This window comes from Chelatococcus sp. CO-6, from assembly GCF_001271345.1.
Lineage (GTDB): Bacteria > Pseudomonadota > Alphaproteobacteria > Rhizobiales > Beijerinckiaceae > Chelatococcus_A > Chelatococcus_A caeni.
The window spans coordinates 206,986-230,091 of record NZ_CP012399.1 but is presented as its reverse complement, the minus strand read 5'-3'; the positions used below and the strand labels follow the sequence as shown (position 1 = coordinate 230,091).

General features: G+C 70.1%; 24 protein-coding genes. 5 read left to right on the top strand and 19 right to left on the bottom strand.

Annotation, left to right across the window (positions count from 1 at the left end; translation table 11 throughout):
* Positions 1 to 27: 27 nt before the first annotated feature.
* Together AL346_RS21620 and AL346_RS21615 are read left to right on the top strand one after the other, a co-directional pair.
* Positions 28 to 927: a LysR family transcriptional regulator gene (locus AL346_RS21620; RefSeq protein WP_019404435.1), complete on the top strand. Its 900-nt coding sequence runs from the start codon at positions 28 to 30 to the stop codon at positions 925 to 927.
* Positions 928 to 1,467: 540 nt separating this feature from the next.
* The gene (locus AL346_RS21615) at positions 1,468 to 2,142 is read left to right on the top strand and encodes an aspartate/glutamate racemase family protein (RefSeq protein WP_019403499.1); all 675 of its coding nucleotides are present in this window, start codon (positions 1,468 to 1,470) and stop codon (positions 2,140 to 2,142) included.
* A gap of 4 nt (positions 2,143 to 2,146) precedes the next feature.
* Here the strand turns inward: AL346_RS21615 and AL346_RS21610 are convergent, their stop codons facing one another.
* The 6 genes from AL346_RS21610 to AL346_RS21585 all read right to left on the bottom strand — a co-directional run bounded on the left by AL346_RS21610 (position 2,147) and on the right by AL346_RS21585 (position 8,363).
* Positions 2,147 to 3,127 (bottom strand): ABC transporter ATP-binding protein, encoded by a 981-nt coding sequence (locus AL346_RS21610; protein WP_019403498.1) that lies wholly within the window; start codon positions 3,125 to 3,127, stop codon positions 2,147 to 2,149.
* Positions 3,124 to 4,203, bottom strand: a complete 1,080-nt coding sequence (locus AL346_RS21605; RefSeq protein ID WP_019403497.1) for an ABC transporter ATP-binding protein — start codon at positions 4,201 to 4,203, stop codon at positions 3,124 to 3,126. Before AL346_RS21605 ends, AL346_RS21610 begins: the two co-directional genes overlap by 4 nt.
* On the bottom strand, positions 4,190 to 5,077 hold the full coding sequence (locus AL346_RS21600; protein WP_019403496.1) for an ABC transporter permease: 888 nt from the start codon (positions 5,075 to 5,077) through the stop codon (positions 4,190 to 4,192). Before AL346_RS21600 ends, AL346_RS21605 begins: the two co-directional genes overlap by 14 nt.
* Complete coding sequence (locus AL346_RS21595) at positions 5,074 to 6,027, bottom strand: ABC transporter permease (RefSeq protein WP_019403495.1); 954 nt, start codon at positions 6,025 to 6,027, stop codon at positions 5,074 to 5,076. Before AL346_RS21595 ends, AL346_RS21600 begins: the two co-directional genes overlap by 4 nt.
* Positions 6,028 to 6,128: 101 nt before the next feature.
* Complete coding sequence (locus AL346_RS21590) at positions 6,129 to 7,733, bottom strand: ABC transporter substrate-binding protein (protein ID WP_019403494.1); 1,605 nt, start codon at positions 7,731 to 7,733, stop codon at positions 6,129 to 6,131.
* Between the two features lie 3 nt (positions 7,734 to 7,736).
* Complete coding sequence (locus AL346_RS21585) at positions 7,737 to 8,363, bottom strand: ureidoglycolate lyase (RefSeq protein WP_019403493.1); 627 nt, start codon at positions 8,361 to 8,363, stop codon at positions 7,737 to 7,739.
* 262 nt (positions 8,364 to 8,625) lie between these two features.
* On the opposite strand from AL346_RS21585, the gene AL346_RS21580 reads away from it, so the two are divergent.
* Positions 8,626 to 9,318, top strand: a complete 693-nt coding sequence (locus tag AL346_RS21580) for a FadR/GntR family transcriptional regulator (protein WP_019403492.1) — start codon at positions 8,626 to 8,628, stop codon at positions 9,316 to 9,318.
* Here AL346_RS21580 and AL346_RS21575 read toward each other — a convergent pair.
* From AL346_RS21575 to AL346_RS21550, 6 genes are all read right to left on the bottom strand, one after another.
* A complete protein-coding gene (locus tag AL346_RS21575; RefSeq protein ID WP_019403491.1) occupies positions 9,303 to 10,544 on the bottom strand; it encodes a Zn-dependent hydrolase in 1,242 nt (413 codons plus the stop codon). The genes AL346_RS21580 and AL346_RS21575 overlap by 16 nt on opposite strands.
* A 158-nt stretch (positions 10,545 to 10,702) precedes the next feature.
* The gene (locus tag AL346_RS21570) at positions 10,703 to 11,650 is read right to left on the bottom strand and encodes a ring-cleaving dioxygenase (protein ID WP_019403490.1); all 948 of its coding nucleotides are present in this window, start codon (positions 11,648 to 11,650) and stop codon (positions 10,703 to 10,705) included.
* Between the two features lie 59 nt (positions 11,651 to 11,709).
* A complete protein-coding gene (locus AL346_RS21565) occupies positions 11,710 to 12,219 on the bottom strand; it encodes a DoxX family protein (protein WP_019403489.1) in 510 nt (169 codons plus the stop codon).
* The gene (locus AL346_RS21560; RefSeq protein WP_040405113.1) at positions 12,216 to 13,022 is read right to left on the bottom strand and encodes a DNA-binding domain-containing protein; all 807 of its coding nucleotides are present in this window, start codon (positions 13,020 to 13,022) and stop codon (positions 12,216 to 12,218) included. The genes AL346_RS21565 and AL346_RS21560 overlap by 4 nt, the downstream gene beginning before the upstream one ends.
* Positions 13,009 to 13,947 (bottom strand): DUF692 domain-containing protein, encoded by a 939-nt coding sequence (locus AL346_RS21555; protein ID WP_019403487.1) that lies wholly within the window; start codon positions 13,945 to 13,947, stop codon positions 13,009 to 13,011. Before AL346_RS21555 ends, AL346_RS21560 begins: the two co-directional genes overlap by 14 nt.
* Before the next feature lie 31 nt (positions 13,948 to 13,978).
* Positions 13,979 to 14,302, bottom strand: a complete 324-nt coding sequence (locus AL346_RS21550) for a DUF2282 domain-containing protein (protein WP_019403486.1) — start codon at positions 14,300 to 14,302, stop codon at positions 13,979 to 13,981.
* Positions 14,303 to 14,492: 190 nt separating this feature from the next.
* On the opposite strand from AL346_RS21550, the gene AL346_RS21545 reads away from it, so the two are divergent.
* Entirely contained in the window at positions 14,493 to 15,041 is a 549-nt protein-coding gene (locus AL346_RS21545) for a sigma-70 family RNA polymerase sigma factor (protein WP_019403485.1), read from the top strand.
* A 1-nt stretch (position 15,042) separates the two neighbouring features.
* Positions 15,043 to 15,681: an NrsF family protein gene (locus tag AL346_RS21540; RefSeq protein WP_019403484.1), complete on the top strand. Its 639-nt coding sequence runs from the start codon at positions 15,043 to 15,045 to the stop codon at positions 15,679 to 15,681.
* A gap of 16 nt (positions 15,682 to 15,697) precedes the next feature.
* On the opposite strand, the gene AL346_RS21535 is transcribed toward AL346_RS21540, so the two are convergent.
* The 7 genes from AL346_RS21535 to AL346_RS21505 all read right to left on the bottom strand — a co-directional run bounded on the left by AL346_RS21535 (position 15,698) and on the right by AL346_RS21505 (position 23,092).
* Positions 15,698 to 16,393, bottom strand: coding sequence for a TetR/AcrR family transcriptional regulator (locus tag AL346_RS21535; RefSeq protein WP_019403483.1), 696 nt, complete (start codon positions 16,391 to 16,393; stop codon positions 15,698 to 15,700).
* A 175-nt stretch (positions 16,394 to 16,568) separates the two neighbouring features.
* A complete protein-coding gene (locus tag AL346_RS21530; protein ID WP_026015356.1) occupies positions 16,569 to 17,432 on the bottom strand; it encodes a sugar phosphate isomerase/epimerase in 864 nt (287 codons plus the stop codon).
* Between the two features lie 46 nt (positions 17,433 to 17,478).
* The gene (locus AL346_RS21525) at positions 17,479 to 18,663 is read right to left on the bottom strand and encodes a dihydrodipicolinate synthase family protein (RefSeq protein ID WP_019403481.1); all 1,185 of its coding nucleotides are present in this window, start codon (positions 18,661 to 18,663) and stop codon (positions 17,479 to 17,481) included.
* A 17-nt stretch (positions 18,664 to 18,680) separates the two neighbouring features.
* On the bottom strand, positions 18,681 to 19,862 hold the full coding sequence (locus AL346_RS21520) for a Gfo/Idh/MocA family protein (RefSeq protein WP_019403480.1): 1,182 nt from the start codon (positions 19,860 to 19,862) through the stop codon (positions 18,681 to 18,683).
* Positions 19,859 to 21,247: an enolase gene (locus tag AL346_RS21515; protein WP_040405111.1), complete on the bottom strand. Its 1,389-nt coding sequence runs from the start codon at positions 21,245 to 21,247 to the stop codon at positions 19,859 to 19,861. Before AL346_RS21515 ends, AL346_RS21520 begins: the two co-directional genes overlap by 4 nt.
* Positions 21,248 to 21,251: 4 nt before the next feature.
* Positions 21,252 to 22,076: an ABC transporter ATP-binding protein gene (locus AL346_RS21510; protein ID WP_019403478.1), complete on the bottom strand. Its 825-nt coding sequence runs from the start codon at positions 22,074 to 22,076 to the stop codon at positions 21,252 to 21,254.
* Positions 22,077 to 22,087: 11 nt separating this feature from the next.
* Entirely contained in the window at positions 22,088 to 23,092 is a 1,005-nt protein-coding gene (locus AL346_RS21505) for an ABC transporter substrate-binding protein (RefSeq protein ID WP_019403477.1), read from the bottom strand.
* Positions 23,093 to 23,106: the final 14 nt, after the last annotated feature.

The window sequence follows — 23,106 nt, the reverse complement described above, 5'->3', positions numbered from 1 at the left end:
GCCGGACAGGCCGGGGGGACCGGGCAGATGCGCGACGCCAATCTCACGCTGATCCAGACCTTCTTCATCGTCGCCCGGAGCGGCTCCTATTCGGCGGCGGCGCGCGCCCTCAACATGAGCTACCAGTCCGCCGCCAACCACGTGCGGCGGCTGGAGCAACTGCTCGGCGAGCAGCTCGTCGTCTCCGAGCAGGGCGCCAAGGCGATCACGCTCACCGCCCGCGGCCGCAGCCTCTACCAGCTGCTGCAGCCCGAGCTCGAGACCATGCTGACGCGCCTCGGCGGCATTCTCGACAAGGAGCGTCCGGTGCTGCGCGTCGGCCTGCCGCAGGCCATCTTCTTCTATCTCCTGCCGCCGATCATGACGGCGTTCCGCGAGCGCTACCCCACCATCGAGATCATGGCCTACGAGCGCGACACGGTGCTCGCCGACATGATCCGCGACGGCAGCCTCGACGTCTGCATCACCGAGCGCTACTTCGGCGACCGGTCCATCCCGCAGCACCTCATCGGCACCTATCGCCTGTCGCTGATCTACCCGGGCCACTGGGGCGCACCGCCAGCACCCGCAGACGTGCCGGAATGGACCAGGGGCCGGCCCTTCGTCACCTACGAGCCCGGCCAGCTCGTGCGCAACCTCGCGCTCGACTACCTGAGCCGCGCGGGCGAGACGGAGATCGCCGTCTCCACCTCCGGCAGCTCCAGCGTCAAGCGCTGCGTCGAGGCGGGCCTCGGCTTCGGCATCATCCCGAGCTGGTGCTGCACGGCCGGGGACGACCACCTCATCGCCGTGGAGCTCGACGCCCTGCCCGAGATCCCGATCTACTTCGGCGAGGCGAGCTTCCTCGCGAGAAATCCTTACGTGGCGCTGCTGCGCCAGCTCTGCGACGAGCGGCTGCTGCAGCGCGCCCCGGCGGCCGCCTGGTGAGGAGAGCCGCAGCAGCAGTGCTGTTCAGTCGGATTTCCGGCGCCCAACGCATTCCGCCGTCATGGCCGGGCTTGGCTAACGCAAGTCGGGCTTGCCCGACTTGCGTCACTTCAAAGAGACGCAACGCGCAAAGCGCGCTGCTGTTGCCATCCACGCCTTTGAAGCGTCTGTAACGTCAAGGCGTGGATGCCCGCGACGAGCGCGGGCATGACGGCGGGAACGGTTGCGCCCCACACCCGCACGCGACCACACCTGCTCACGGCCACGCCCGCACGCTGCCACACCGCTCGGGCTGACAACGCTGCCTTTGCAGCGCCATCCCTGCTGCCGCATGCAAGCCATGCGGGGAAGGAATATGCGCTCGCGGCATCTTCGGTCATAGATGGGCGCACCGCTCGCGGGCGGTCCGACCTGCCGGCTGCGGGCCGCGAAAACGTTGCGGCACGCGGCTTGCACCTGCCCGCCCATGGACCACTTTCGGGTGCCTCCCGTCCCATGACGGAGCACCGCCGGCAGCGTCGACGAGGTCGGGGAGTTAACGTGCACATCGTCCTCTTCAATCCGAATTCGAACGAGGCAACGACCGACACCATGGTCGCCATCGCGCGCGAGGCGGCGGCGGGTTCGGCCATGATAACAGGGCGCACGGCGCCCTTCGGCGCGCGCATGATCGTCGACCAGACGGCCCTGTCGAAGAGCGGCGAGGCCATCGCGCAGATGGCCAAGGACCTCGCGGCCGAGATCGCGGCCGGCCGGCAGCGCGTCGATGCGGTGATCGTCTCGGCCTTCGGCGACCCGGGCCTCGATGCGGCGCGTGACGCCCTGCCCTGCCCGGTCATCGGCATCGGGGAAGCCGGCATGGCCGAGGCGGCCGCCGGCGGACGTCCCTTCGCCGTGGTCACGACGACGCCCGGCCTCGTCGAGGCCATCAACGCACGCGCGGCCGCGCTCGGCTACACGGCCCAGTTCCGCGGCACGCGCCTCACGGAAGGCGACCCGACCGAGCTGACCGCGGCTCCGGCCCGGCTGGAAGCGGCGCTCGCCGCGGCCGTCGATGCCTCCGTCGAAGAAGACGGCGCCGAGGCCGTGATCATCGGCGGCGGGCCGCTCGCCCGCGTCGCCAAGCTGCTGACGCCCCGCTCGGCCGTCCCGATCATCGAGCCGGTGCCGGCCGCCATCCGCCGGGCGCTGACCCTGTCGGCCGCGGCCGCCTGAAGGTCTACTCAGCCGCCTCCAGCCTGTCCGCGAGAACGCAGGCGACGCGGCGACCCGGCCCCGGCACGATCACCGGCGGTGGGGCCGTGCGGCAGCGCTCGTCGGCGAAGTCGCACCGCGGCGCGAAGGAGCAGGCCTCGGGCGGCCTCTCGAGCGCCGGCGGCGCACCGCGGATCGCCTCGAGCCGCGCGCCCTTGACGGCACCGTGCAGGTTCGCCGCGAGCAGCCCCTTCGTATAGGGATGGCGGGCGTCGCGGATGACCTCGGCGACCGTGCCCGTCTCCACCACATTGCCGGCATACATGACCGCGATCCGGTCGGCGACCTCGACCGCGACGCCGATGTCGTGGGTGACGAAGATGACGCCCATGCCGAATTCGCGCTGCAGCTCGCGCAGGAGGAGCAGGATCTGGATCTGCACCGTGGCGTCGAGCGCCGTCGTCGGCTCGTCGGCCAGCAGCAGCTTCGGCCGGCAGGCGAGCGCCAGCGCGATCATGGCGCGCTGGCGCATGCCGCCGGACATCTCGTGCGGGAAGACCTTCAGCCGCCGCTCGGGCGAGGGAATGCGCACGCGCGTCAGCATGTCGAGCGCCCGCTCCATCGCCGCCCGGCGGCCGAGGCCCTCGTGGCGCATCACCGCCTCGGCGATCTGGTCGCCGATGGAATAGACAGGGTCGAGCGCCAGCATCGGCTCCTGGAAGATCATGGAGACGGTGCCGCCGCGGTAGTCGGCGAGCCGGCGCCCCGAGAGCGAGAGAACGTCGACGCCGTCGACCGCGATCGAACCGGAGATGGCCGTGCGGCGCGGCGGCAGGAGGCGCAGCAGCGTCTTGAGCGTGACGCTCTTGCCCGAGCCGGATTCGCCGAGGATGGCGAGCACCTCGCCGGGCGCGAGCGAGAGGTCGAGGCCGTTGACGGCGTGCACCGTGCGCTCGCCGGAGAAGGTGACGCTGAGGTCGCGGATGTCGACGAGAGGCTTCGTCATGCGGCGGCTCCGGCGGCTGAATGGCCGGAGCCGGCCACCAGCATGTGGCAGGCGGCGACGTGGGCCTCCGCTCTCGCCTCCCCTCCCCGGGCCTCGCCGGGAACGGACGCCAGCGCCGGCTTCACCGCCGCGCAGACCGCTTCGGCGAAGCGGCAGCGGGTGTGGAAGCGGCAGCCCGTGGGCGGATCGATGGGGTTGGGCGGGTCGCCCGCCAGGGGCGGCTCCTCGGTGCGCGCATCCGGGTCCATCGACGGCATCGCGGCGAAGAGCGCGGCCGTGTAGGGATGCGCCTTGCGGGCATAGACCGCCTCCGCCGGGCCGATCTCCACCACCTCGCCGAGATACATCACCATCACCCGGTCCGAGATGTAGCGCACCACGTTGAGGTCGTGCGAGATGAAGACATAGGTGAGGTCGCGCTCCTCCTTGAGGTCGGCGAGAAGGTTCAGCACCTGCGCCTCCACCGACTTGTCGAGGGCCGACACCGCCTCGTCGAGGATGACGAGGCGCGGCGCCATGGCGAGCGCCCGGGCGATGTTGACGCGCTGGCGCTGGCCGCCGGAGAGCTCGTGCGGATAGCGGCCGGCAAAACGCGCCGGCTCGAGGCCGACACTCGCCAGCAGCTCGCGCGCCCGCCGCCGCGCCTGCCCTTCGCCCATGCCGTGCACCTTGGGGCCGAAGGCGATGGAATCCTCGATGGTGAGGCGCGGATTGAGCGAGGCGTAGCTGTCCTGGAACACCATCTGCACGCCGCGGCGCAGCTCGCGTAGCGAAAGTTCGTCACCGAGGCGGTCGCCGTCGAAGATGATGTCGCCTTCGTCGAACTCGATGAGGCCGACGAGGAGGCGCGCCGTGGTCGACTTGCCGCAGCCGGATTCGCCGACGATGCCGAGCGTCTCGCCCTTCACCACCTCGAAGGAAACGCCGTCGACGGCGTGCACCGTGCCGGTGCGCCGGCCGAAGAAGCCGGAGCGGATGGGGAAATGCCGCCTGAGGTCGCGTGCGATGACGAGCGGCTGCTGCGGGCCGCCGCGGTCGGGCAGCGGGGCGACGGGGGCAAGGTCAGTCGCGGACATTCATCGCACTCCTGAGGCCGTCGCTGACGAGATTGAGGCAGAGCGACGTGACGAAGATCATGAGCCCCGGCAGCGCCGCCACCCACGGGTTGATGTAGATGGCCGTGCGCAGGGTGTTGAGCATGAGGCCCCATTCCGGCTCCGGCGGCTTGACGCCGAGGCCGAGGAAGGAGAGCCCGGCGGCGAGGATCATCGAGACGCTGGTGAGGCTCGTCGCATAGACGAAGATCGGCCCGAGCACGTTGCCGAGCACATGCACGCGCACGATGGTGAAGGCGCCCGCCCCGGACGCCCGCGCGGCATCGACATAGTCGAGCGAGCGCACGCTCGCCGTGACGCTCTCGGCGACGCGGGTGATCGGCGGCACGAAGACGATGGTGAGCGAGACGAGGCTGTTGACGATGCCGGCCCCGAGCGCGCCCGAGATGGCGATGGCGAGCAGCACCGAGGGAAAGGCGAAGAACACGTCGACGAGGCGCATGATGACGGTGTTGGTGCGCCCGCCGACATAGCCGGCGACGAGGCCGAGCACGGTGCCGATGGAGAAGGCCGCCACCACCGGCGTGATGCCGAGGAAGAGCGTGAGCCGGCCCCCGTAGACGAGGCGGGCAAGCATGTCGCGGCCGAGCTCGTCCGTGCCGAGCGGGAAGCCGGGCGTGCCGATCCTGCGCAGGCGCCGCGCCATGCTGCCGGCATAGGGGTCGGCCAGGCCGAGATAGGGCGCAAAGATCGCCGCGAGGATCAGCAGGAGGAGCAGGACGGCGCAGCCGACGGCGACCGGATCGCGCCGGAAGCGGCGGGCGACGCCCGACCAGTAGCCCTGCGTGCGCTCCACCGGGGCGACGATGCTCTCGGTGATGACGGCCATCGTCATGTCCTCTTGATGCGCGGGTCGATCACCGTCTGGGCGAGATCGACGAGGAGGTTCACGGCGACGAAGAAGAGCGCCAGCACGAGGATGGTGCCCTGCAGCAGCGGCAGATCACGCTGGAAGATGGCGTTGGAGAGCAGGAAGCCCGTGCCCGGCCAGTTGAACACCGTCTCGATGAGGATGGAGCCGCCGAGGAGATAGCCGAGCTGCAGGCCCATGACGGCGAGCGCCGTGGGGGCGGCGTTGCGCACCACGTGGCGCAGCACGCCGCCGTGCATCAGCCCCTTGGCATAGAGCGCCTGGACGAATTCCTGCGAGAGGATGTCGCCGACGAGGGCGCGCACGGTGCGCGCGACGATGCCCATGGGTACGACGGCGAGCGTCACCGCCGGCAGGACGAGATAGCGCAGGTGCTCTGCGTCCCAGCCCCAGTCGCGGGAGCCGCCGGGGCCGGCCCCCATGGCGGGCAGCCAGCCGAGCGTGACGGAAAAGACGATGACGAGCACCATGCCGAGCCAGTAGTTCGGCACCGAGACCCCGGTGATGGCGAGGGCCGTGACGGCCCGGTCAACGCCGGTGTCGCGGAAATAGCCGGCGACGAAGCCGAAGAGGAGCCCGAGCGGAAAGCCGATGAGGCTCGCCGCCGCCGCGAGCACGAGGGTGTTGCCGACGGCGGTCATCACCTCCCCCGCCACCGGCCGGCCCGTGGCGATGGAGCGGCCGAGGTCCCCCGTCGCCGCCTTGGCGACCCACAGGCCGAACTGCACCGGCAGCGGCTTGTCGAAGCCGTAGGCGGCGCGCATCTCGGCCTCCTGCTCGGCCGTCGCGTCGAGCGGCATCACCGCGACGAGCGGATCGCCCGGGGCGATGTGCACGAGCATGAAGCAGATCAGGCTGACGCCGAGCGCCACCGGAACGACATAGACGAGGCGCCGGAGAAGATAAGCGAGCATGCGTCGTCCACCCTTCGTGAGATGCGCCGCATCCGTTCGATGCCCGGAAGCAAGGGGCGCGGCGGACCCGGCCGGCATGGCGCCGGCCGGGAGCGCTGGGGTCAGTCCATCGTGATGGAGCCGAAGTTCTGGTACCAGTTCTGCGCCTGGACGAAGCCCTTGACCTTCGTGCTCATGGCGCGCGGCGCCACATCGTGCGTGACCATCAGGAAGAGCGCCTCGTCGACGAATTTCTCATGCGTGCGGCGCATCACCTCGTCCTGCGCGGCGGCGTCGAAGGTGGTGCGGATCTCCTTGAAGAGCGCGTCCATCTCCGGGTCGCAGTAATGACCCCAGTTGGTGCCGTTCGGCGGCTTGAGATCGCAGGCGAGGTGCCGGATGAGGCCGGTGAAGGGGTCCTGGATGAAATAGCTGAAGTTGATCGACTTCGTGCCCTTGGCGCTCTCATGCCCAGCGCCGGCGCGCCAGATGTTGATCATCGTGTTCCATTCGACCACCTCGAACTCGACGTCGATGCCGACCTCGGCGAGGTTCTGCTGGATGAACTCGTTCATCGGCAGCGGCAGCATCTGGCCGGAGCCGGAGGGCGAGATCAGCGCCTTGACCTTGAGACGCTTGTCGGGCCCGTAGCCGGCTTCCGCGAGCAGCGCCTTCGCCGCCTCGGGGTCGTACTTCACCGCGAAGGTCGGCTCGCCGAACCATTGCGAGCCGGGCGTGAAGAAGCCCTTGGCCGGGAGCATCAGGCCGCCGAGCAGCTCCTTCATGCCCTCGCGGTCGATGGCGAGATTGGCCGCCTTGCGGATGCGGATGTCGTTCCAGGGCGAGCCCTCGAGGCGCGACAGGTGCCACGTCCAGTTGTGCGGCAGGGCGTTGGAGACGATCTGGTGGCCGGCCCCCGTCAGCGCCGGGATGACGTCGGGTGCCGGGGCCTCGATCCAGTCGACCTGGCCGGACAGGAGCGCGGCCGAGCGCGCGTTCGGCTCCGGCAGGGGCACGAGCACCATCTTGTCGAGCTTCGGCACCCGGGTCTGGTCCCAATGGTTCTTGAACGGCACGAGATCGGCGCGCTCGCGCGGCACGAAGTCGGCCAGCATCCAGGGCCCCGTGCCGGACGGCTTCTTGGCGACCTGTTCCCAGCTCTTGCCGAGCGCCTCCCAGTTGGCGGGCGAGGACATCAGGATCCAGGCGAGCTGATAGGGCAGCGTCGCGTCGGGCTCCTTGGTGACGATCTCGAGCGTGTACTTGTCGAGCGCCTTGTAGGAGGCGACGGCGGGAATGCGCGACTTGCCCTGGGCCGCCTGGCGCGGGTCGTATTGCGGACTCTTGTCGTCGAGCAGCTTGTCGAGGTTCCACACCGCCGCCTCGGCGGTGAACGCGCTGCCGTCGTGAAACTTCACGCCCTCGCGGATCTTGAAGGTCCACTTGGTCTTGTCCGCCTCGTCCACCTTCCATTCGGTGGCGAGGCCCGGGATGAGGCCTGACGGCTTGTCGGCGCTCGTCAGGTCCCAGTTGATGAGCGCGTCGTACAGCGTATAGCCGATGAAGCGCATGCCCTCGCCGCCGTTGTCCGTCTGGCCGGTGGTCAGCGGGATGTCGGAGGCGGTCATGCCGATGCGCAGCGTGCCGGCGGCAAGCGCCGGGGCCGCCAGCGCCGTTCCGGCCAGGACCGCCGCGGCGAAGGCCGTTCTCAGTCGCCCGATACCCATGCTCTAAACTCCTTCCTGTCCTCTGGTCTTGTCGCTCCGATCATTCGTGGCGGATCGGATGAAGGATGCGATGGCGGCCGCGCCGACGATCCCGGGACGGCCGGGGAGCGGGAGAGGCCGGTCGAGCCGCGCCTGGCGCAGCCGCTCGCGCTCGCCCTCCCACACGGCCATCAGGAATCCGGCCGGCCGGTCGGCCGTGGTGAGCGGCGCATGCCAGACGCCGGGCCCGTAGACGATGGCCTGGCCGTGCCGGCCGACGAAGGCGGCGAGCGTCCCGGCGGCGACTGCGCCGTCCTCGCGCGCCAGCGCCACGACGACGAGCGGCGCGCAATCCTCGAGCGGCAGGAAGGCCTGCGCCGAGAAGGGATGGCATTCGAGGCCGGCGATGCCGGCCCCGGCCGGCCGCGGCGAGACAGCGAAATGGGCGAGGCACAGCCGCGCCGTCGGATCGCGGCTCTCGAGGTCGAGCAGCGCGTCGCGGCGCCGGGCATGGCCCTCGTTCACGACGGCGGCCACGCCGATGTCGATGACGCGCCCATAGGGCGCGAAGGCCGCCGCGGACAGCGGGCGCCACGGAACGCCCGGCGCCGGGGAAATGGCGTCCTGCCCCGTCTCGGCGATGCCGTTCATGTCCGCCCCCGCTGCACGTTCCGGGCCTGATGTTCCGGAGTGATGTTGCAGACTTGCCAATCCCGGTGCCGGCCAGCATGGTGACGGGCCGGACTGACCGGTCTGACCAGTCAAGGCTGCGATCTGCCGCTTTCCGGTTCAAGCAACAAGTCTAGGCAGCGGCGCGCGAAAATTGGTCAACGGAGCAAAGCGAAGGAATGAGACGGGAGGCAGGAAGGTGACACCAGCCAGGCCGCGCGGGCGCGAGCATCGCTCTGTACCGATGAAGACGGCAGAGGCCATCGAGGCCATGATCCGGGCCCGCGGTCTCGCCCCCGGCGACCAGTTGCCGGCCCAGCGCACGCTTGCCCAGGATTTGGGCATATCCCGCCCCTCGCTGCGCGAGGCCCTGTCCGTGCTCGAGACGCTCGGCGTCGTGCGGATCGAGATCGGCCGCGGCGTCTTCGTCGCACCGCGCGAGAACGGGCCGAGGGCGCCGTCGTGGCGTTTCGGGGAAAGCTTCACGCTCGCCGAGGTCTTCGAGATGCGCCTCGCCGTGGAGGGCCTCGCCGCCCTGCTCGCGGCGCCGCGCATGCCCCAGCCGGCACGCGAGGCACTGGCTGCCTCTGCCCAGGCCATGGGCAATGCCGCCCGGCGGGGCGATGTCGTCGGCGCCGCGGAGGCGGACACCGTCTTCCACGACCTCGTCGTCGCCCATTGCGGCAACCGCCTCCTGCAGGAGGTGCACGGCCGCACGCACGCGCTGACCACCGAGAGCCAGCGCGTGCCCATGGTCGCGCGCGACAGCCTGTTCGACACGACCGACGAGCATTTCGCGATCCTCGCCGCCTTCGTCGAGCGGAACGGCGAGCGCGCCCGCGCCGCGATGGAGGCGCACATCCGCGCCGCCGCCGGGCGCGCGGGGATCCACCTCGGCGCCGGCCCTGCGGTGCCGATGCTTCAGGCGGTGCCGTAGCAGCGCCGGTCGTGGTCGAGCACGGCCGCGAGCAGCACCTGCGCTCCCGCCCGGCATTCCTCATAGGACGTCGCCTCGGCCTCGTTGTGGCTGAGCCCGCCGGCGCAGGGCACGAAGACCATCGTCGTCGGTGCGATGCGCGCCACATAGGCCGCGTCGTGGCCGGCGCCGGAGACGATCTCCCGCCAGGAGAGCCCGAGCCCGTCCGCGGCCCGGCGCACGGCATCGACGAGGGCCGGGTCGAAGGCGACGGCAGGCGAATTCCACACCTGCCGCAGGGCGTGCTCCAGACCGCTCGCGCGGCCCGCCTCCTCCACCGTCGCGAAGAGCGCCTTCTCCATGACATCGAGCGCCGCATCGTCGGGATGACGGAAATCGACGGTCAGGAAGACATGGCCGGGAATGACGTTGCGCGAATTGGGGCCGACCTCCACGAGGCCCACCGTGCCGACGCCGGGCGGATGCGCCCGCGCGATGGCCTCGACCGCGCCGATGATGCGGGCCGCGCCGACGAGCGCGTCGCGCCGCAGGGACATCGGCGTCGAGCCCGTATGCGCCTCCCGTCCCGTCAGCGCGATCTCGTACCAGCGCATACCCTGCACGCCGGTGACCACGCCGATCGCCTTCTCCTCCGCCTCGAGGATCGGCCCCTGCTCGATGTGCAGTTCGAACATGGCGCCGAAGGCCGTGGACCCCACCTTGGCCGGCCCGCGATAGCCGATCTCATCCAGTGCCTCGCCGAAGGTCACGCCCTGCCTGTCGGTGCGGCTGTCGGCATAGGCGCGATCGAAGACGCCGGCATGGACGCCCGAGCCGAGCATGGCGGGCGAGAAGCGCGAGCCCTCCTCGTTGGTCCAGTTGACGAGCATGAGGGGCGCGTTCGTCTCGTAGCCGGCCTCGTCCAGCGTGCGCAGCAATTCGAGCCCGGCGAGGACGCCGAGGATGCCGTCGAACTTGCCGCCGGTCGGCTGCGTGTCGAGGTGGCTGCCGACGGCGATCGGCGGCACATCCAGCCTGCCCGGCCGCACGGCGAACATGTTGCCGACCTCGTCGACCGTGACCGTGCAGCCGAGGTCCTCGCAGGCGCTCTTCAGCCAGTCCCGTACCTGCCGGTCGTGGTCCGTCAGCGCCAGCCGGTTGATGCCGCCTTTCGGCGTGCCGCCGATGGCCGCCGTCTCCATGATCGACCGCCACAGGCGGTCGGGATCGATCGTCAGGTTGTGCATCTGCTCCTCATTGCCGGTTCGACTTTCCGGCAACGGGAGCAAAAGCCGTACCGCTTTCCCTAAGCCTTTCCGATGCAATTGAACCGGAAAGGCGTCCATCTTTTCAAATAGAGCATTTTCTTCGCGCCGAACCGGCATCCACTTCGGCGGAAAATGCTCTAGAGAGGCTTCAGATTGGCCTCGATCGCCGCCCGCTGCGGCTCGAGGAAGGGCGGTAGCGTGAGCTTCTCGCCGAGGCTGTCGAGCGGCTCGTCGACCGCGAAGCCGGGGCCGTCGGTCGCGATCTCGAAGAGGATGCCGTTCGGCTCGCGGAAGTAGAGCGAGCGGAAGTAGTAGCGTTCCACCTCGCCGCTGTTGGGCAGTCGGACGGAGCCGAGCCGCGCCGCCCAGGCCGTGAGGCCCTCCCTGTCCGGCGTGCGGAAGGCGACATGGTGAACGCCGCCCGCCCCCTGCATCGCCGGCCCGAGGCCGGACTCGACGAGGACGTGCAATTCGGCCGCCGGGCCGCCCTCGCCCATGGCGAAGACATGCAGCGTGGTGCCGCCGTCGACGGGATGAACGCGCTCCGGCCGCATGCCGAGCACCTCGGTGAGAACGAACTGCGTCGGCGCGAGATCGGGCACCGAAAGCGTGATCGGCCCGAGGCCGCGGATCTGGTGGTGCGCCGGCACTGGGCTGTCCTGCCACGGATGGCCCTCGCCAGAACCGCCGTCGTCGACGAGGTGGAGGCGCTGGCCCTCCGGGTCCTCGAAGACGAGCGCGGCGCGCCCCGCCCGCTCGCCGATCTCGCCGACCGTGCAGCCTGCCTCGGCAAGATGCTCGCGCCACCAGGCGAGGCTCTCCTCGCCCGCGACCCTGAGGCCGGTGTTGACGATGGCATGGGTGCCGCGCCGCTCGCGCGCCACCGGCCAGTCGAAGAAGGTCACGTCCGAGCCGGGCGAGGCGGCGCCGTCGCCGTAGAAGAGGTGGTAGGCGGAGGTATCGTCCTGGTTCACCGTCTTCTTGACGAGGCGCATGCCGAGCACGCCGGTGTAGAAGCGGTGGTTCTCGCTCGCCCGCGCCGTGATCGCCGTCAGGTGGTGAATGCCCGTCAGCATGTCGTCCATGGCCATTCTCCTCGCCGAAGCCTCAACGACATATCGGCCGGGAGGCGGGCATTGCAATGTCAGCGCCGGGAATTGCCCGCCGCAAGGAGATGATCGAGCGACAGGCGGCCCGGTCCGAAGGCCATGAGGGCAAGCGCCATGGCCGCCCAGGTGACGTGCACCGGCCAGCCGTCGGGCACGGTGAGCTGGATGATGAACGTCATGACGAGGAGGCCGAGGGCCGCCAGCCGTGTGCCCAAACCGAGGACGAGAAGGATGGGCAGGACGATCTCGGCGGTGCCGGCCGCAAACGCCGTGACGTGCGGGAAGGGATAGGCGTAGGGCCCGCCCGGCAGATGCAGCTGGAACTCCGAGGAGAAGAGCAGCACGGCGACCTCGTTGAGCGTGCCGAAGCCATCCCACTTGTTGATGCCGGAGCGCCAGAAGGGCACGGCAAGCGCGAGGCGCAGCAGCGCCTGCGCCACGGAAGGCGGCGCCAGTGCCGCGATCGCGGCCTCCACGCGTCGCATCGCCGTGGCGAGCAGGCGCCCGCCGTCGGCAGCGAGGTTCCAGCGCTCGGATATGCTCATCGTCCGTCTCCCGCAATGATGGAGGTGAAGGCGCCCGCCGCGAGAAGGCCGGCGAGATTGGCGGCGAGGTCGAAGCCGGGCGCCTCGGCGAGGGCCTCGCTCGCCGCGGTCGCGAACGGCGCCCCGGCGAGAAGGCGGGCGGCGAAGACGGCGCCGCCCGCGGGCAGGTGGCGGACCGCCACCGTGAGGCCGGGCCGCGTGACGAGCGCATCCTCAGGCGTGCCGGCGTCGATCGTCTGCGCCTGCCCCTCCTGCCGGTGGGCGGCGAAGATCGTGACGGCCGCGAAGGGCGAGCGCACGACCCGCGCGGCGGGATGGGCCACGAAGACGATATCCGCCAGCCGTTCGGCCGGGACGGCGGCAAGAGCCTGCGCCTCGAGCGGCGCGGCGTCCGCCGCGTGATAGGCGTCGAGCCACGCCCGCTCGAGGCGCGCGACATCCGCGAGCCACGGCGCCGGGGCGGCATGGTCCCAGGCGGCGATGAAATCGGGGAAGTCACGGCCGTATTCGAACAGCAGCGGCGAGGACGGCGGCCTTGCCCGCACATAGGCGCGGGCCACGGCGCGGAAGAAATCCTCCCCGGTGATGCGCCGCACGGCCGGAAACACGGCCCCGAGCGCCTCGATGAGGCTCACCGTGACATTGTTGCGATAGACGTTGTAGCGCTTGTCCGCCCGCTTGCCGCCGGGCCCCGAAACGAAGGCCGGCGTCGGCTGCAGGGGATCGAGCAGGCCGGGAGAGAACCGGGCCGCATAGGTGAGGCCGCCGCCGGCTTCCCCTCTCGCGTGTTCAGGCCGCTGCATGGGCGCCTCCGGCGGCATCGCGGCCGGCGTGCCGGTTGAGGATGACCTGGGCCGCGGCCGCCTCGCGCCTGAGCACCGGCCAGTCGGGAATGTTGCTGTCCCATTCGATCAGGGTCGGCACCGGGCCCCACCGGGCGATCACAGTGGCGAACAGGGTCCACACCGCATCGGCAACGGGCCTGTCGTGGCTGTCGATGATGAGCGGCTCGCCCTCGTCGTCCGCCTGTTCGGTATGGCCGGCGAGGTGGATCTCCCCGACGGCCGCGAGCGGGAAATCGGCGAGGTAATCGAGGGCCGAGAAACGATGGTTCGTGGCCGAGACGAAGACGTTGTTGACGTCGAGCAGCAGGCCGCAGCCCGTGCGCGCGACGAGCGCGCCGAGGAAATCCGTCTCGCTCATCGTCGATTCGCGGAAGAGGAGGTAGGTCGCCGGGTTCTCGATGAGGATCGGCCGGCCGATGGCCTCCTGCACCTCCTCCACGTGCGCGGCGACGCGCGCCAGCGTCTCGGGGGTATAGGGCAGCGGCAGGAGATCGTTGAAGAAGGCGGTCTCGTGCGTCGACCAGGCGAGATGCTCGGAGACGAGCGCCGGCTCGTAGCGCGCGACGAGCTCCCTGAAGCGGGCGAGATGCGCCTTGTCGAGCGGCTGCGGCCCGCCGATCGACATGCACACCCCGTGCAGCGACACGGGATGCTCGCGGCGGATGCGGGTGAGCGCATCATGCGGCGGCCCGCCGGCACCCATGTAGTTCTCGGCGTGGACCTCGAAGAAGCCGCGCCGCCCGTCGTCGGCTATGATGGCGGCGAGGTGCTCGTGCTTGAAGCTCGTGCCGGCGAGGCCGGCGACGGCGTGGTCTGGAAAGCGGGGGGCGCCGGCGCCCCCGGCCTTGTCGGCAGCTTTGCTGGCAGTGGCGAAATCGCGCATCGGCGCCCTCCCTGTCCGGTGGTGTCGCCGATCAGGCCGGCACGTCGCGCGTCAGCGGCGTCGGCGAGCCCGTGCGCCCGCCGGGAAGCTCGACCTTGGCGCAGGTGCCGCCCATCACGAATTTCCAGGCATTGCCCTGGAAGTCGACGGTCGAGGTGCCCTGGCAGGTGGTGCCGGGCCCGGCGGCACAATCATTCTGGCCCCTGAGCGCCACGCCGTAGCATTTCTCCTTGCCGGCGGCGACGGCGGCCTTGGCCTCGGCTTCCGTCAGCGGTGCGGAATAGGCGAAGGAGGACAGGGCCGTGGCGACGGCGCCGGCGAGGATCGCGGTGCTGACGGTGGTCTTGGTGGACATGGTGTCGTCTCCCGTTCAATGACTGCGCAAGCTGTCCCTGCGCGCACAAACCCATTCGGGCGGGAGCGCCGGGGTGTTACATCCTCCCGGCTACACGAAGTCGTGAACCGTCAGCGCGATTGACCTCGATGAAACTTTGCCGCTCCCCGTAACAGCGGGCCGCCGGCGGACGAAGGGGAGGAAGAGGCGCTTGGACGAAACCGGCGACAGCGAACTCGCCCGGCTCATGCGGGCCGCGCTCGCGGGCGACGAGAAGGCCTACCGCGCCTTCCTGGGGCGGGCCGGTGATCTGGTGCGCCGCTTCGCCCGCCGCAGGATCGTCGACGGCGCCATCGACCCGGAGGACATCGTGCAGGAGACGCTGCTCGCCATCCATCTCAAGCGCCATACCTGGCGGGCCGACATGCCGATCGAGCCCTGGATCGCCGCGATCGCGCGGCACAAGCTGGTCGATGCCTTCCGGCGCCGTGGCCGGCACGTGGACGTCGATATCGACGCCATGGCCGAGACCTTCGCGGCACCGGTGGCCGAGACGTTGGCGCAGCGCGAGGTCGACCGGGCGCTCGATACGCTGTCACCGGGACAGCGCACGGTCGTCGCCGCCGTGTCGCTCGACGGCCGCTCCATCCGCGAGACGGCCGAACAGCTCGGCATGAGCGAGGGGGCGGTGAGGGTGGCGCTGCATCGGGGCCTCGCGGCCATCGCGAAACATTTCGGCAGGCGGCACGGACGTGACTGACATGGATACCGAGGATCTCATCAAGGCGCTTGCCGCGGACACGCGCCGCCCGCGCCTCTCACTGCCGGCCACCTGGTGGGCCGCCGCCGGTCTCGCCGCCCTCGTCGCCGCCGTCGTCTTCATGCTGACGCTCGGGCCGCGGCCCGATTTCGCGGCGGCGGCCGAGACCCCGCGCTTCCTCCTGAAGTTCGTCGTCGCCGCCGCCCTCGCCGCCGCCGCCTTCGGCGCGGTGCGCTCGCTGTCGCGGCCCGGCGCCGACTGGCGACCGGCAGCGGCCTGCCTCGCCGCCGTCGCGGCGCTCCTCGTGACGGCTGTCGTTGCAGAGCTCGCCGTCCTGCCGCGGGCCCTATGGGCGACGCGGCTCGTCGGCACCAACAGCCTCGTCTGCCTCACTTACATCCCGCTCATCGGCCTCGGCCCGCTCGCCGTCTTCCTCGCGGCCCTGCATCACGGCGCACCGACGCGGCCGCGGCTCGCCGGCGCCATGGCGGGTCTGCTCGCCGGCGGCCTCGCCGCCGTCTTCTATGCGGCACACTGCCCCGACGATTCCCCGCTCTTCGTGGCGACCTGGTACACGATGGCCATTGCCGGGCTCGCGGCGCTCGGCGCCCTCGCCGCCCGGCGCCTGGCGCGCTGGTGAGCAGGAGGCGTGGCCGTCAGGCGCGGATGCCCGCCAGGATGAGGTCGACGACGTGGGCGCGGCGCTCGGCGATCTGCTTCTTCGACATCAGGTCGCGGTCGAGGATCACCGACAAGGTGAAGATGTTGGAGAAATAGAAGAAGGACACGCCGGCAATCGAGATCCACAGCTGCGCCGGGTCGATGCCGCTGCGGAAGACGCCGGCCGCCACGCCCTTGTCGAGGATGTCCTGGAGCATGCCGATGAGCGGCGAGTGCATCGTCTTGATGCGCGTCGAGCCCTTGAGATGGCGCGCCTGGTGCAGGTTCTCGCTGTTGAGCAGGTTGATGAAGGTGCGCTCGCCGATGAAGGAATCAAAGGTGAAGGCGACGAGCGCCCGCATCGCCTTCTCCGGCGCGAGCTGCTCGAGATGCAGGCGCAGCTCGGCCGTGCGCACGCGCTCGTAGGCCGCCTCGAGCACGGCGAGCCACAGCCCGCGCTTCGAGCCGAAATAGTGATAGATCATGCGCCGGTTGGCGCCCGAGCGCTTGGCGATGGCGTCGATGCTCGCACCGGCGAAGCCGCGCGAGGAGAATTCCACTGTTGCCGCCGACAGGATGTTGCCGCGCGTGCGCTCGGGATCGCGCGTGCGCACCTCGCGCTTGACCGCGGCGCCCTCGGGCGCCGCTGCGGTCTCGGCGGCCGACGCCGGGCCGGCCTTCGTCTTCGTCATGCCCTCGTTACGCTCCACTGCCCCTGAAGTCTATTCCGATCCGATCGGGTCGGAACAGGCCTCTCAACTCGTGATAGTGGGCGCATGTCGCTGGCGCGGCCTTCGGTTCTACGCCGAGCCGCCGGCCGCTTCGGCCGGAAAAAGCTCTCGCGCGACGAAAGACGTTCCGCCCTCTTCAGACCGTGGACCGGTGGCGGGCGATACAGGTCGCCAGCACCTCGTCCATCGGCCTTGCCCACCAGTCCTCGGAAAAGATCTCGACTTCCGCATAACCCGCGTAGCCCACCGCTTCAACTGCGGCGCGGATGGGTTTGAGGTCGATGACGCCATCGCCCATCATGCCGCGGTCGAGAAGTAAGTCACGCGTCGGCACCAGCCAGTCGCAGACGTGATAGGCGAGCATGCGCTCGCGCCCGGCCCGCGCGATGCCGGCGAAGAGGTCCGGATCCCACCACAGGTGATAGACGTCGCAGGCGACACCGAGGAAACCGCTGCGGCCGGGGTCGAGCCGGTCGCAGATGTCGAGCGCCTGGCCGAGCGTGTTCACGCAGGCGCGGTCGGCGGCGTACATCGGGTGCAGCGGCTCGATGGCGAGCGGCATGCCGACGGAGCGGGCATAGTCCAGCAGTTCGCCGATGCCGTCCTCCACCATGGCGCGCGCCGCGCCGAGGTCCTTCGACGGGGCCGAGCCCGGCCGCGAATATTGCGGCAGGCCGCCGACGACCAGGACGAGGCAGGGCGCGCCAAGGGCTTTCGCCTCGTCGACGGCGCGGCGGTTGTCGTCGCGCATATCCTTGAGATGCGCCGCATCGCTCGGAAACATGCCGCCGCGGCAATAGCCGGAGAGTTCGAGCCCGGCCGCCTTGACGGCAGCGACCGCCCGGTCGAGCCCGAGCGCCGCGACCTGGTCGCGCCACGGCGAGATGGCGCGGATCTCCGCCCGCGCGCAGGCGTCGATGATGGCGAGAAGATCACCCTGCTTGCGCACGGTCGCCGTGTTGATCGACAGGAAGCGGTGGTCCCGCGAAAAGTCGCGCATGGCGGAGGCCGCCGCCGCGGCGGGAGAGGCAGTGCGGTTCATGCGCTCATCCTTCCACGCCGTGCGTCGCGAGCACGTGGCGCATGCGCCTGACCGCGAGGGCCGGCTCGCGCAGCAGGCCCGCCGCATCGGCGAGCCGGAAGAGCTCGGCGAGATGCAGCGTCGAGCGCGCGCTCTCCTGGCCACCGACCATGGTGAAATGGTCCTGCCAGCCGTTGAGATAGGCCATGAACACGACGCCCGTCTTGTAGAAGCGCGTCGGCGCCCGGAAGATGTGGCGTGACAGCGGCACCGTCGGCGACAGGATGTCGTGGAAGGTCGCTTCGTCCCCCTCGGCGAGGCTGACGAGCGCGGCCGAGGCTGCCGGCGCGATGGCATCGAAGATGCCGAGCAGCGCGTCGGAATAGCCCTTGTCGTCACCCGCGATCAGCTCGGCATAGTTGAAGTCGTCGCCCGTATACATGCGCACGCCCGGCGCAAGGCGCCGGCGCATGTCGATCTCGCGGTCCTTGTCGAGCAGCGAGATCTTCACGCCGTCGACCTTGGCCGCATGGGCGTTGATGATGGACACCGCCGTGTCCATCGCCGCTGCGAGATCGCGCGTGCCCCAGTAGCCGGCGAGCGCGGGATCGAACATGTCGCCGAGCCAGTGGATGATGACGGGCTCGCGCGCCCCCGTCAGCAGCCGGTCGTAGACGCGCACGTAGTCGTCGGGCCCCGCCGCCACGCGGGCGAGCGCCCGCGAGCACATGAGGATGATGCGCCCGCCGACCTTCTCGATGGCCTCGAACTGCGTCTCGTAGGCCGCGATCACCTCGTCGACGCTCTTTACCGCGGCAAGGTCGAGATGGTCCGTGCCGGCGCCGGAGAAGACGAGCGCCCCGCCGCGGGCCTTCGCCGCCGCGACCGAGCGCGTGATGAGATCGAGCGAGGCCGGCCAGTCGAGGCCCATGCCGCGCTGGGCCGTGTCCATGGCCTCGGCGACGCCGAGGCCGAGGTTCCACAGGTGCTCCCGGTAGGCGATGGTGCGGTCCCAGTCGATGGCGCAGTCGAGCCACGGGTCCGCCTCGCGCAGGGGATCGGCGACGATATGCGCCGCCGAGAAGGCGACGCGGTTCATGGGGCCGGCCGCGCGCTCGGGGAAGTCGCGCGGCGCGCGCGGCCGGAAGGTCTCGAGCGACCGGTCGGCGCGCGGCAGGCGGATGGTGAGGCTCTGGTCGACGACGTTCATGGCCTGTTTCCCTGCCCTCACTCGGCTGCCTGAGCCCGCGCCGCCTTCAGCGGCAGCGGCGGCACGTCGACCCAGCGGCGCTCGCGCCAGCTCTCGAGCGCGCATTCGACGAGCTGCACGCCCTTGGCGCCCTCGTGCAGCGTGTACTTGTAGGGCGCGCCCTCGACGACGTGGCGGACGAACATCTCCCACTGGGTCTTGAAGCCGTTGTCGTAGATCGCCGTATCGGGCACGGGCTGCCAGTCGGCATAGAAGTCGTGCGTCTGCTTCTGGTCCGGGTTCCACACCGGCCGGGGCGTGCCCTGGCGGGCCTGCATGACGCAATCGGTGAGGCCGGCCACCGCCGAGCCGTGCGTGCCGTCGACCTGGAAGGTGACGAGGTCGTCGCGGTAGACCCGCACGCACCAGGACATGTTGATGTGGGCGATGACGCCGCCCTCGAGCTCGAAGGTGGCATAGGCGGAATCGTCGGCGGTCGCCGGATAGGACTTGCCGCGCTCGTCGACGCGCGCCGGAATGTGCGTCGCGCCGAGGCAGGAGACGGCCTTCACCTCGCCGAAGAGGTTGTCGAGCACGTAGCGCCAGTGGCAGACCATGTCGAGGATCATGCCGCCGCCGTCCTCGTTGCGGTAGTTCCAGGACGGGCGCTGCGGCGCCTGGCCCCAGTCGCCCTCGAAGACCCAGTAGCCGAACTCGCCGCGCACCGAGAGCATCCGGCCGAAGAAGCCGGAATCGCGCAGAAACTTCAGCTTCTGCAGGCCGGGCAGGAAGAGCTTGTCCTGCACCACGCCGTGCTTGACGCCCTTGGCGTCGGCGAGCTCGCAGATCCTGAGCGCCTTGGCGAAATCGGTGGCGATCGGCTTCTCGCAATAGATGTGCTTGCCGGTGGCGATCGCCTTCTCCAGCAGTTCCGGCCGCATCTGCGTCGTCGCCGCGTCGAAGAAAATGGTGTCGTCGGGATTGGCGATGGCGGCGTCGAGGTCCGTCGTCCAGCGGGCGATGCCGTGGGTCTTGGCGAGCGCCTCGACCTTCTCGGCATTGCGGCCGACGAGGATGGGGTCGAGCTGCACGCGCGAGCCGTCCGACAGCGGCACGCCGCCCTGCGCCCGGATGGCGGCGACCGAGCGGATGAGATGCTGGTTGAGCCCCATGCGGCCGGTGATGCCGTGCATGACGATGCCGAGAGTACGCTGGCTCATGATGTCTGCCCTTCGAGGATGGATTGGGAAGTGAGGCGCGCGAGGCTGCCCCAGATGGGTTCGGCGCCGCCGGCGAGGCCGGGAACGCGGAAGAGGGAACGGGTGGCAAGCGCGCCGCTTCCGGTCGCAAGCCGCAGGCGGCCGTCACGCTCCTCGTAGAGGTCGGGATGGGCGGCGGCGAAGGCCTCCGCCTCTTCCGCCGGCGCCGGCCCGAAGCCGTCGACATAGTGATGGCCGTTGCGCTCGACATGGCCGAGGCCGAGGAGCGCGACGAGCGCCGTGTCCTGCTGCACGCCGAGGCCGGCCTGGCAGGTGAGGTCCTCGCCGCTGAGGAAATGGTGGCCGGGGCGCCCTGCGGCCTCGTTCAGCGCCCGGGCCCGCACGGCGTTGAGGAGCGACTTGTAGAGGCCCTTGCAGGCCTTGGACGAGACACCCCGATAGCCGCGCGCCACCGCCTCAGGGAAGGCATCATAGGTGCCGTCCGCCTCGTCGATGATGAAGGCCATATCCGCGGCGACGTCGCCGAGGTCGTTGGCGAGGGTCGTGGCACGGTCGAGCGGCTGCTCGACATACATTAGCCGCTCGCGCAGGGGAGCAAGGGCGGCATCGGACGAGAGCGCACCGACGAGCGCCGCGAGGCCGGGAAGGTCGTATTGCTCGTTGGCGTCGAGCGTCACGCCCGTGATGGTGCCCGCCCGCGCCACGATGCCAGCGATCTCGGCAAGGCGCATGCGGTCCTGCGAAACGTCGCCGCCGAGCTTGAGCTTGAGATAGCGCAGCGATGAGCGCGCGATCTCGCCGGGCAGCGCCGCAAGATCGTCGCCGAGGCCGACCGTCCAGCGCAGGGCGACCTCCGCCCGCGGCGCGAGGCCGGCGAGGAAGTCGTCGATCCGCCCGGCCTCGACATCCGGCGTCAGCTGCGTGTCGAGCCCGGGCAGGTTGCGCCTGAGGCCCGTCGCGGCGTCGACGCCGAGCGCCTTGAACAGGGCATCGAGGATCGCCTTGTCGATGACGGCCGGGCCGTAGCCGCGCACCAGCGCCGGCGCCGCGTCCTGCGCCGTCTCGCCGACCGTGCGGGCATGGTGCCCGAAGGCCGTGTCGAAGCCGCGGGCATCGAGATAGACCGCCGCGGCCCGCGTGAGCCCGGCGCGCAGGTCGTCGATGGTGTCGGCCGGGCTCTTCGCCGGGTTCTTGTCGAACCACTTCGGCATCATCATCTCGGCCGCGGCACCCGTCGCGATGCCGTGGCCCTCGACCTCGACGAGCACCCGCACGAAGGCCTGCGGCGCCGCCGTCACGCTCACCGCGCCGAAGCGGAAGGCGTGCGTGAACGGCATGAGCCGCTCGAAACAGGCGATGTCGAGGAGGCGAAGCCGCGGGGCCATGGCGTCAGTCCAGCGCGCCGCGGGCATAGAAGTGCCCGCGGATTTCCTTGGTGATCTCGGCGAAGGACCGCTCGCCCATCATCTCCAGCGAGCGCGGCCGCGGCAGGTCGACCTGGTAGATCGCCTCGACCGTGCCGGGACGCGACGACATCACCACCACCCGGTCGGCCAGGAACACCGCCTCCGGGATCGAGTGGGTGATGAAGATGATGGTCTTGTTGGTCTCGCCGTGGATGCGCTGCAGCTCGAGGTTCATGTGCTCGCGCGTCATGGCGTCGAGCGCCCCGAAGGGTTCGTCCATCAGGAGCAGCGCCGGGTCGTGCACTAGGGCCCGGCAGATGGCGGCGCGCTGCTGCATGCCGCCCGAGAGCTGCCAGGGATACTTGTCCTCGAAGCCCTTGAGGCCCGCCGTCTCGAGCAGCTGGTGCGCCCGGGCGAGATGCGTGGCGCGGTCGAGGCCGCGCACCTCGACGGGCATCATGACGTTGCGCAGGAGCGTGCGCCAGGCGAGCAGCACCGGGCTCTGGAAGACGATGCCGACATTGTCCGGCGGCTCGCGCACCGCCTCCCCGTCGATGCGCACCTCGCCCTCGGTCGGCGCGATGAGGCCGGCGAGGAGCTTCAGGAGCGTGGACTTGCCGCAGCCCGAGGGGCCGACGACGGCGATGAACTCGCCCTCGTCGACATCGAGGTCGACCGGGGACAGGGACGGCACGTCCCCGGCCCGCGTGCGGTAGGTCTTGCTCAGGCCGCGGATCTCGATGAGACGGCGCGTCCTGGCCGGCTCGTCCCGGCTGACCACGGTGAAGCGGTGCGCGGCGGCAGGCATCGCGGCACCCCTCACTGGCTCGTCGCCGGCAGGAAGTCGTTCGTGTAGAACGCCTTCGCATCCCCGGCCGACGCCGCCTCGACGCCGCCGTACTGCACCAGGAGATCGACCGTGTCGGCCATGATCTTGTCGCTCACGCGCCACGGCCGCTGCCCCTTGGTCTCGTCCGTGTGATAGAGCGGGATCGTCAGCTCGAAGCCTTCCTGCAGGGTCTCCTTCTTGCCCGCCTTGGGCAGGGCCTCGAGCACGGCCTCGGCCGCCTCGGCAGGGTGCTTCTCGGCATATTCGATCGACTTCGTCGCGGCCGCCATGAAGCGGCGCACGAGGTCGGGGTTCTCGCCGAGCATGTCCTTGTGCACGAAGATGCCGGACGAGACCATGTTGATCCCGTAGTCGGCAAACATCACCGGGAAGACGTCCTTGCCGGTGGCGTCCTTGATCTTCATGCTCTGGTCCATGGCATAGCCGAGGAGCACGTCGGCGCGCCCGTTGATGACGGCGTTGAGCTTCGTCTGGGCGTCGCCGGAGACGACCTGGAAATCGCCCTCCTTGAGGCCCGTACGCTTGAGGAACAGGGGCCAGATCTGCGACATGGAATCGCCGGGCGTCATGGCGACGGTCTTGCCCTTGATGTCGTCGGGCGTGCGGATGTTCTTCTCGGAGAAGCCCATGACGGACATGGGGCTCTTCTGCAGGGCGATGCCCGTGGCGACGACCGGCGCGCCCTTCACGGCGGCGCGGATCATGGTCGGCACGTCGGCATAGCCGAAGGGCACCGTCTTGGCCGCCACCGCCTGCACGGTCAGCGCCGAGCCCCTGCCCTCCTGGATGTCGAGGTCGATGCCCTCCTCCGCGAAGAAGCCTTTCTTCTTGCCGAGATAGAAGGGCGCGTGCTCGCCGTAGACATACCAGTTGAGCAGCAGCACCGCCTTGTCGGCGGCCTCGGCCTGCGCGCCTGCGAGAAACGCCGCGATACCCGCCAGGGACAAGATCTTCACAAACCGGGCCTTCAACATGATGTCCTCCCCAT

Excerpts from the sequence above, each read along its gene's own strand:
- AL346_RS21530 (WP_026015356.1), bottom strand. The coding sequence starts at position 17,432 with ATGCGCGACTTTTCGCGGGACCACCGCTTCCTGTCGATCAACACGGCG.
- AL346_RS21515 (WP_040405111.1), bottom strand. The coding sequence starts at position 21,247 with ATGGCCCCGCGGCTTCGCCTCCTCGACATCGCCTGTTTCGAGCGGCTC.
- AL346_RS21565 (WP_019403489.1), bottom strand. The coding sequence starts at position 12,219 with ATGAGCATATCCGAGCGCTGGAACCTCGCTGCCGACGGCGGGCGCCTG.
- AL346_RS21590 (WP_019403494.1), bottom strand. The coding sequence starts at position 7,733 with ATGGGTATCGGGCGACTGAGAACGGCCTTCGCCGCGGCGGTCCTGGCC.
- AL346_RS21605 (WP_019403497.1), bottom strand. The coding sequence starts at position 4,203 with ATGTCCGCGACTGACCTTGCCCCCGTCGCCCCGCTGCCCGACCGCGGC.
- AL346_RS21555 (WP_019403487.1), bottom strand. The coding sequence starts at position 13,947 with ATGCGCGATTTCGCCACTGCCAGCAAAGCTGCCGACAAGGCCGGGGGC.
- AL346_RS21620 (WP_019404435.1), top strand. The coding sequence starts at position 28 with ATGCGCGACGCCAATCTCACGCTGATCCAGACCTTCTTCATCGTCGCC.
- AL346_RS21595 (WP_019403495.1), bottom strand. The coding sequence starts at position 6,027 with ATGCTCGCTTATCTTCTCCGGCGCCTCGTCTATGTCGTTCCGGTGGCG.
- AL346_RS21580 (WP_019403492.1), top strand. The coding sequence starts at position 8,626 with ATGAAGACGGCAGAGGCCATCGAGGCCATGATCCGGGCCCGCGGTCTC.
- AL346_RS21505 (WP_019403477.1), bottom strand. The coding sequence starts at position 23,092 with ATGTTGAAGGCCCGGTTTGTGAAGATCTTGTCCCTGGCGGGTATCGCG.
- AL346_RS21600 (WP_019403496.1), bottom strand. The coding sequence starts at position 5,077 with ATGACGATGGCCGTCATCACCGAGAGCATCGTCGCCCCGGTGGAGCGC.
- AL346_RS21525 (WP_019403481.1), bottom strand. The coding sequence starts at position 18,663 with ATGAACGTCGTCGACCAGAGCCTCACCATCCGCCTGCCGCGCGCCGAC.
- AL346_RS21535 (WP_019403483.1), bottom strand. The coding sequence starts at position 16,393 with ATGACGAAGACGAAGGCCGGCCCGGCGTCGGCCGCCGAGACCGCAGCG.
- AL346_RS21540 (WP_019403484.1), top strand. The coding sequence starts at position 15,043 with ATGGATACCGAGGATCTCATCAAGGCGCTTGCCGCGGACACGCGCCGC.
- AL346_RS21575 (WP_019403491.1), bottom strand. The coding sequence starts at position 10,544 with ATGCACAACCTGACGATCGATCCCGACCGCCTGTGGCGGTCGATCATG.
- AL346_RS21610 (WP_019403498.1), bottom strand. The coding sequence starts at position 3,127 with ATGACGAAGCCTCTCGTCGACATCCGCGACCTCAGCGTCACCTTCTCC.
- AL346_RS21570 (WP_019403490.1), bottom strand. The coding sequence starts at position 11,650 with ATGGACGACATGCTGACGGGCATTCACCACCTGACGGCGATCACGGCG.
- AL346_RS21510 (WP_019403478.1), bottom strand. The coding sequence starts at position 22,076 with ATGCCTGCCGCCGCGCACCGCTTCACCGTGGTCAGCCGGGACGAGCCG.
- AL346_RS21550 (WP_019403486.1), bottom strand. The coding sequence starts at position 14,302 with ATGTCCACCAAGACCACCGTCAGCACCGCGATCCTCGCCGGCGCCGTC.
- AL346_RS21585 (WP_019403493.1), bottom strand. The coding sequence starts at position 8,363 with ATGAACGGCATCGCCGAGACGGGGCAGGACGCCATTTCCCCGGCGCCG.
- AL346_RS21520 (WP_019403480.1), bottom strand. The coding sequence starts at position 19,862 with ATGAGCCAGCGTACTCTCGGCATCGTCATGCACGGCATCACCGGCCGC.
- AL346_RS21560 (WP_040405113.1), bottom strand. The coding sequence starts at position 13,022 with ATGCAGCGGCCTGAACACGCGAGAGGGGAAGCCGGCGGCGGCCTCACC.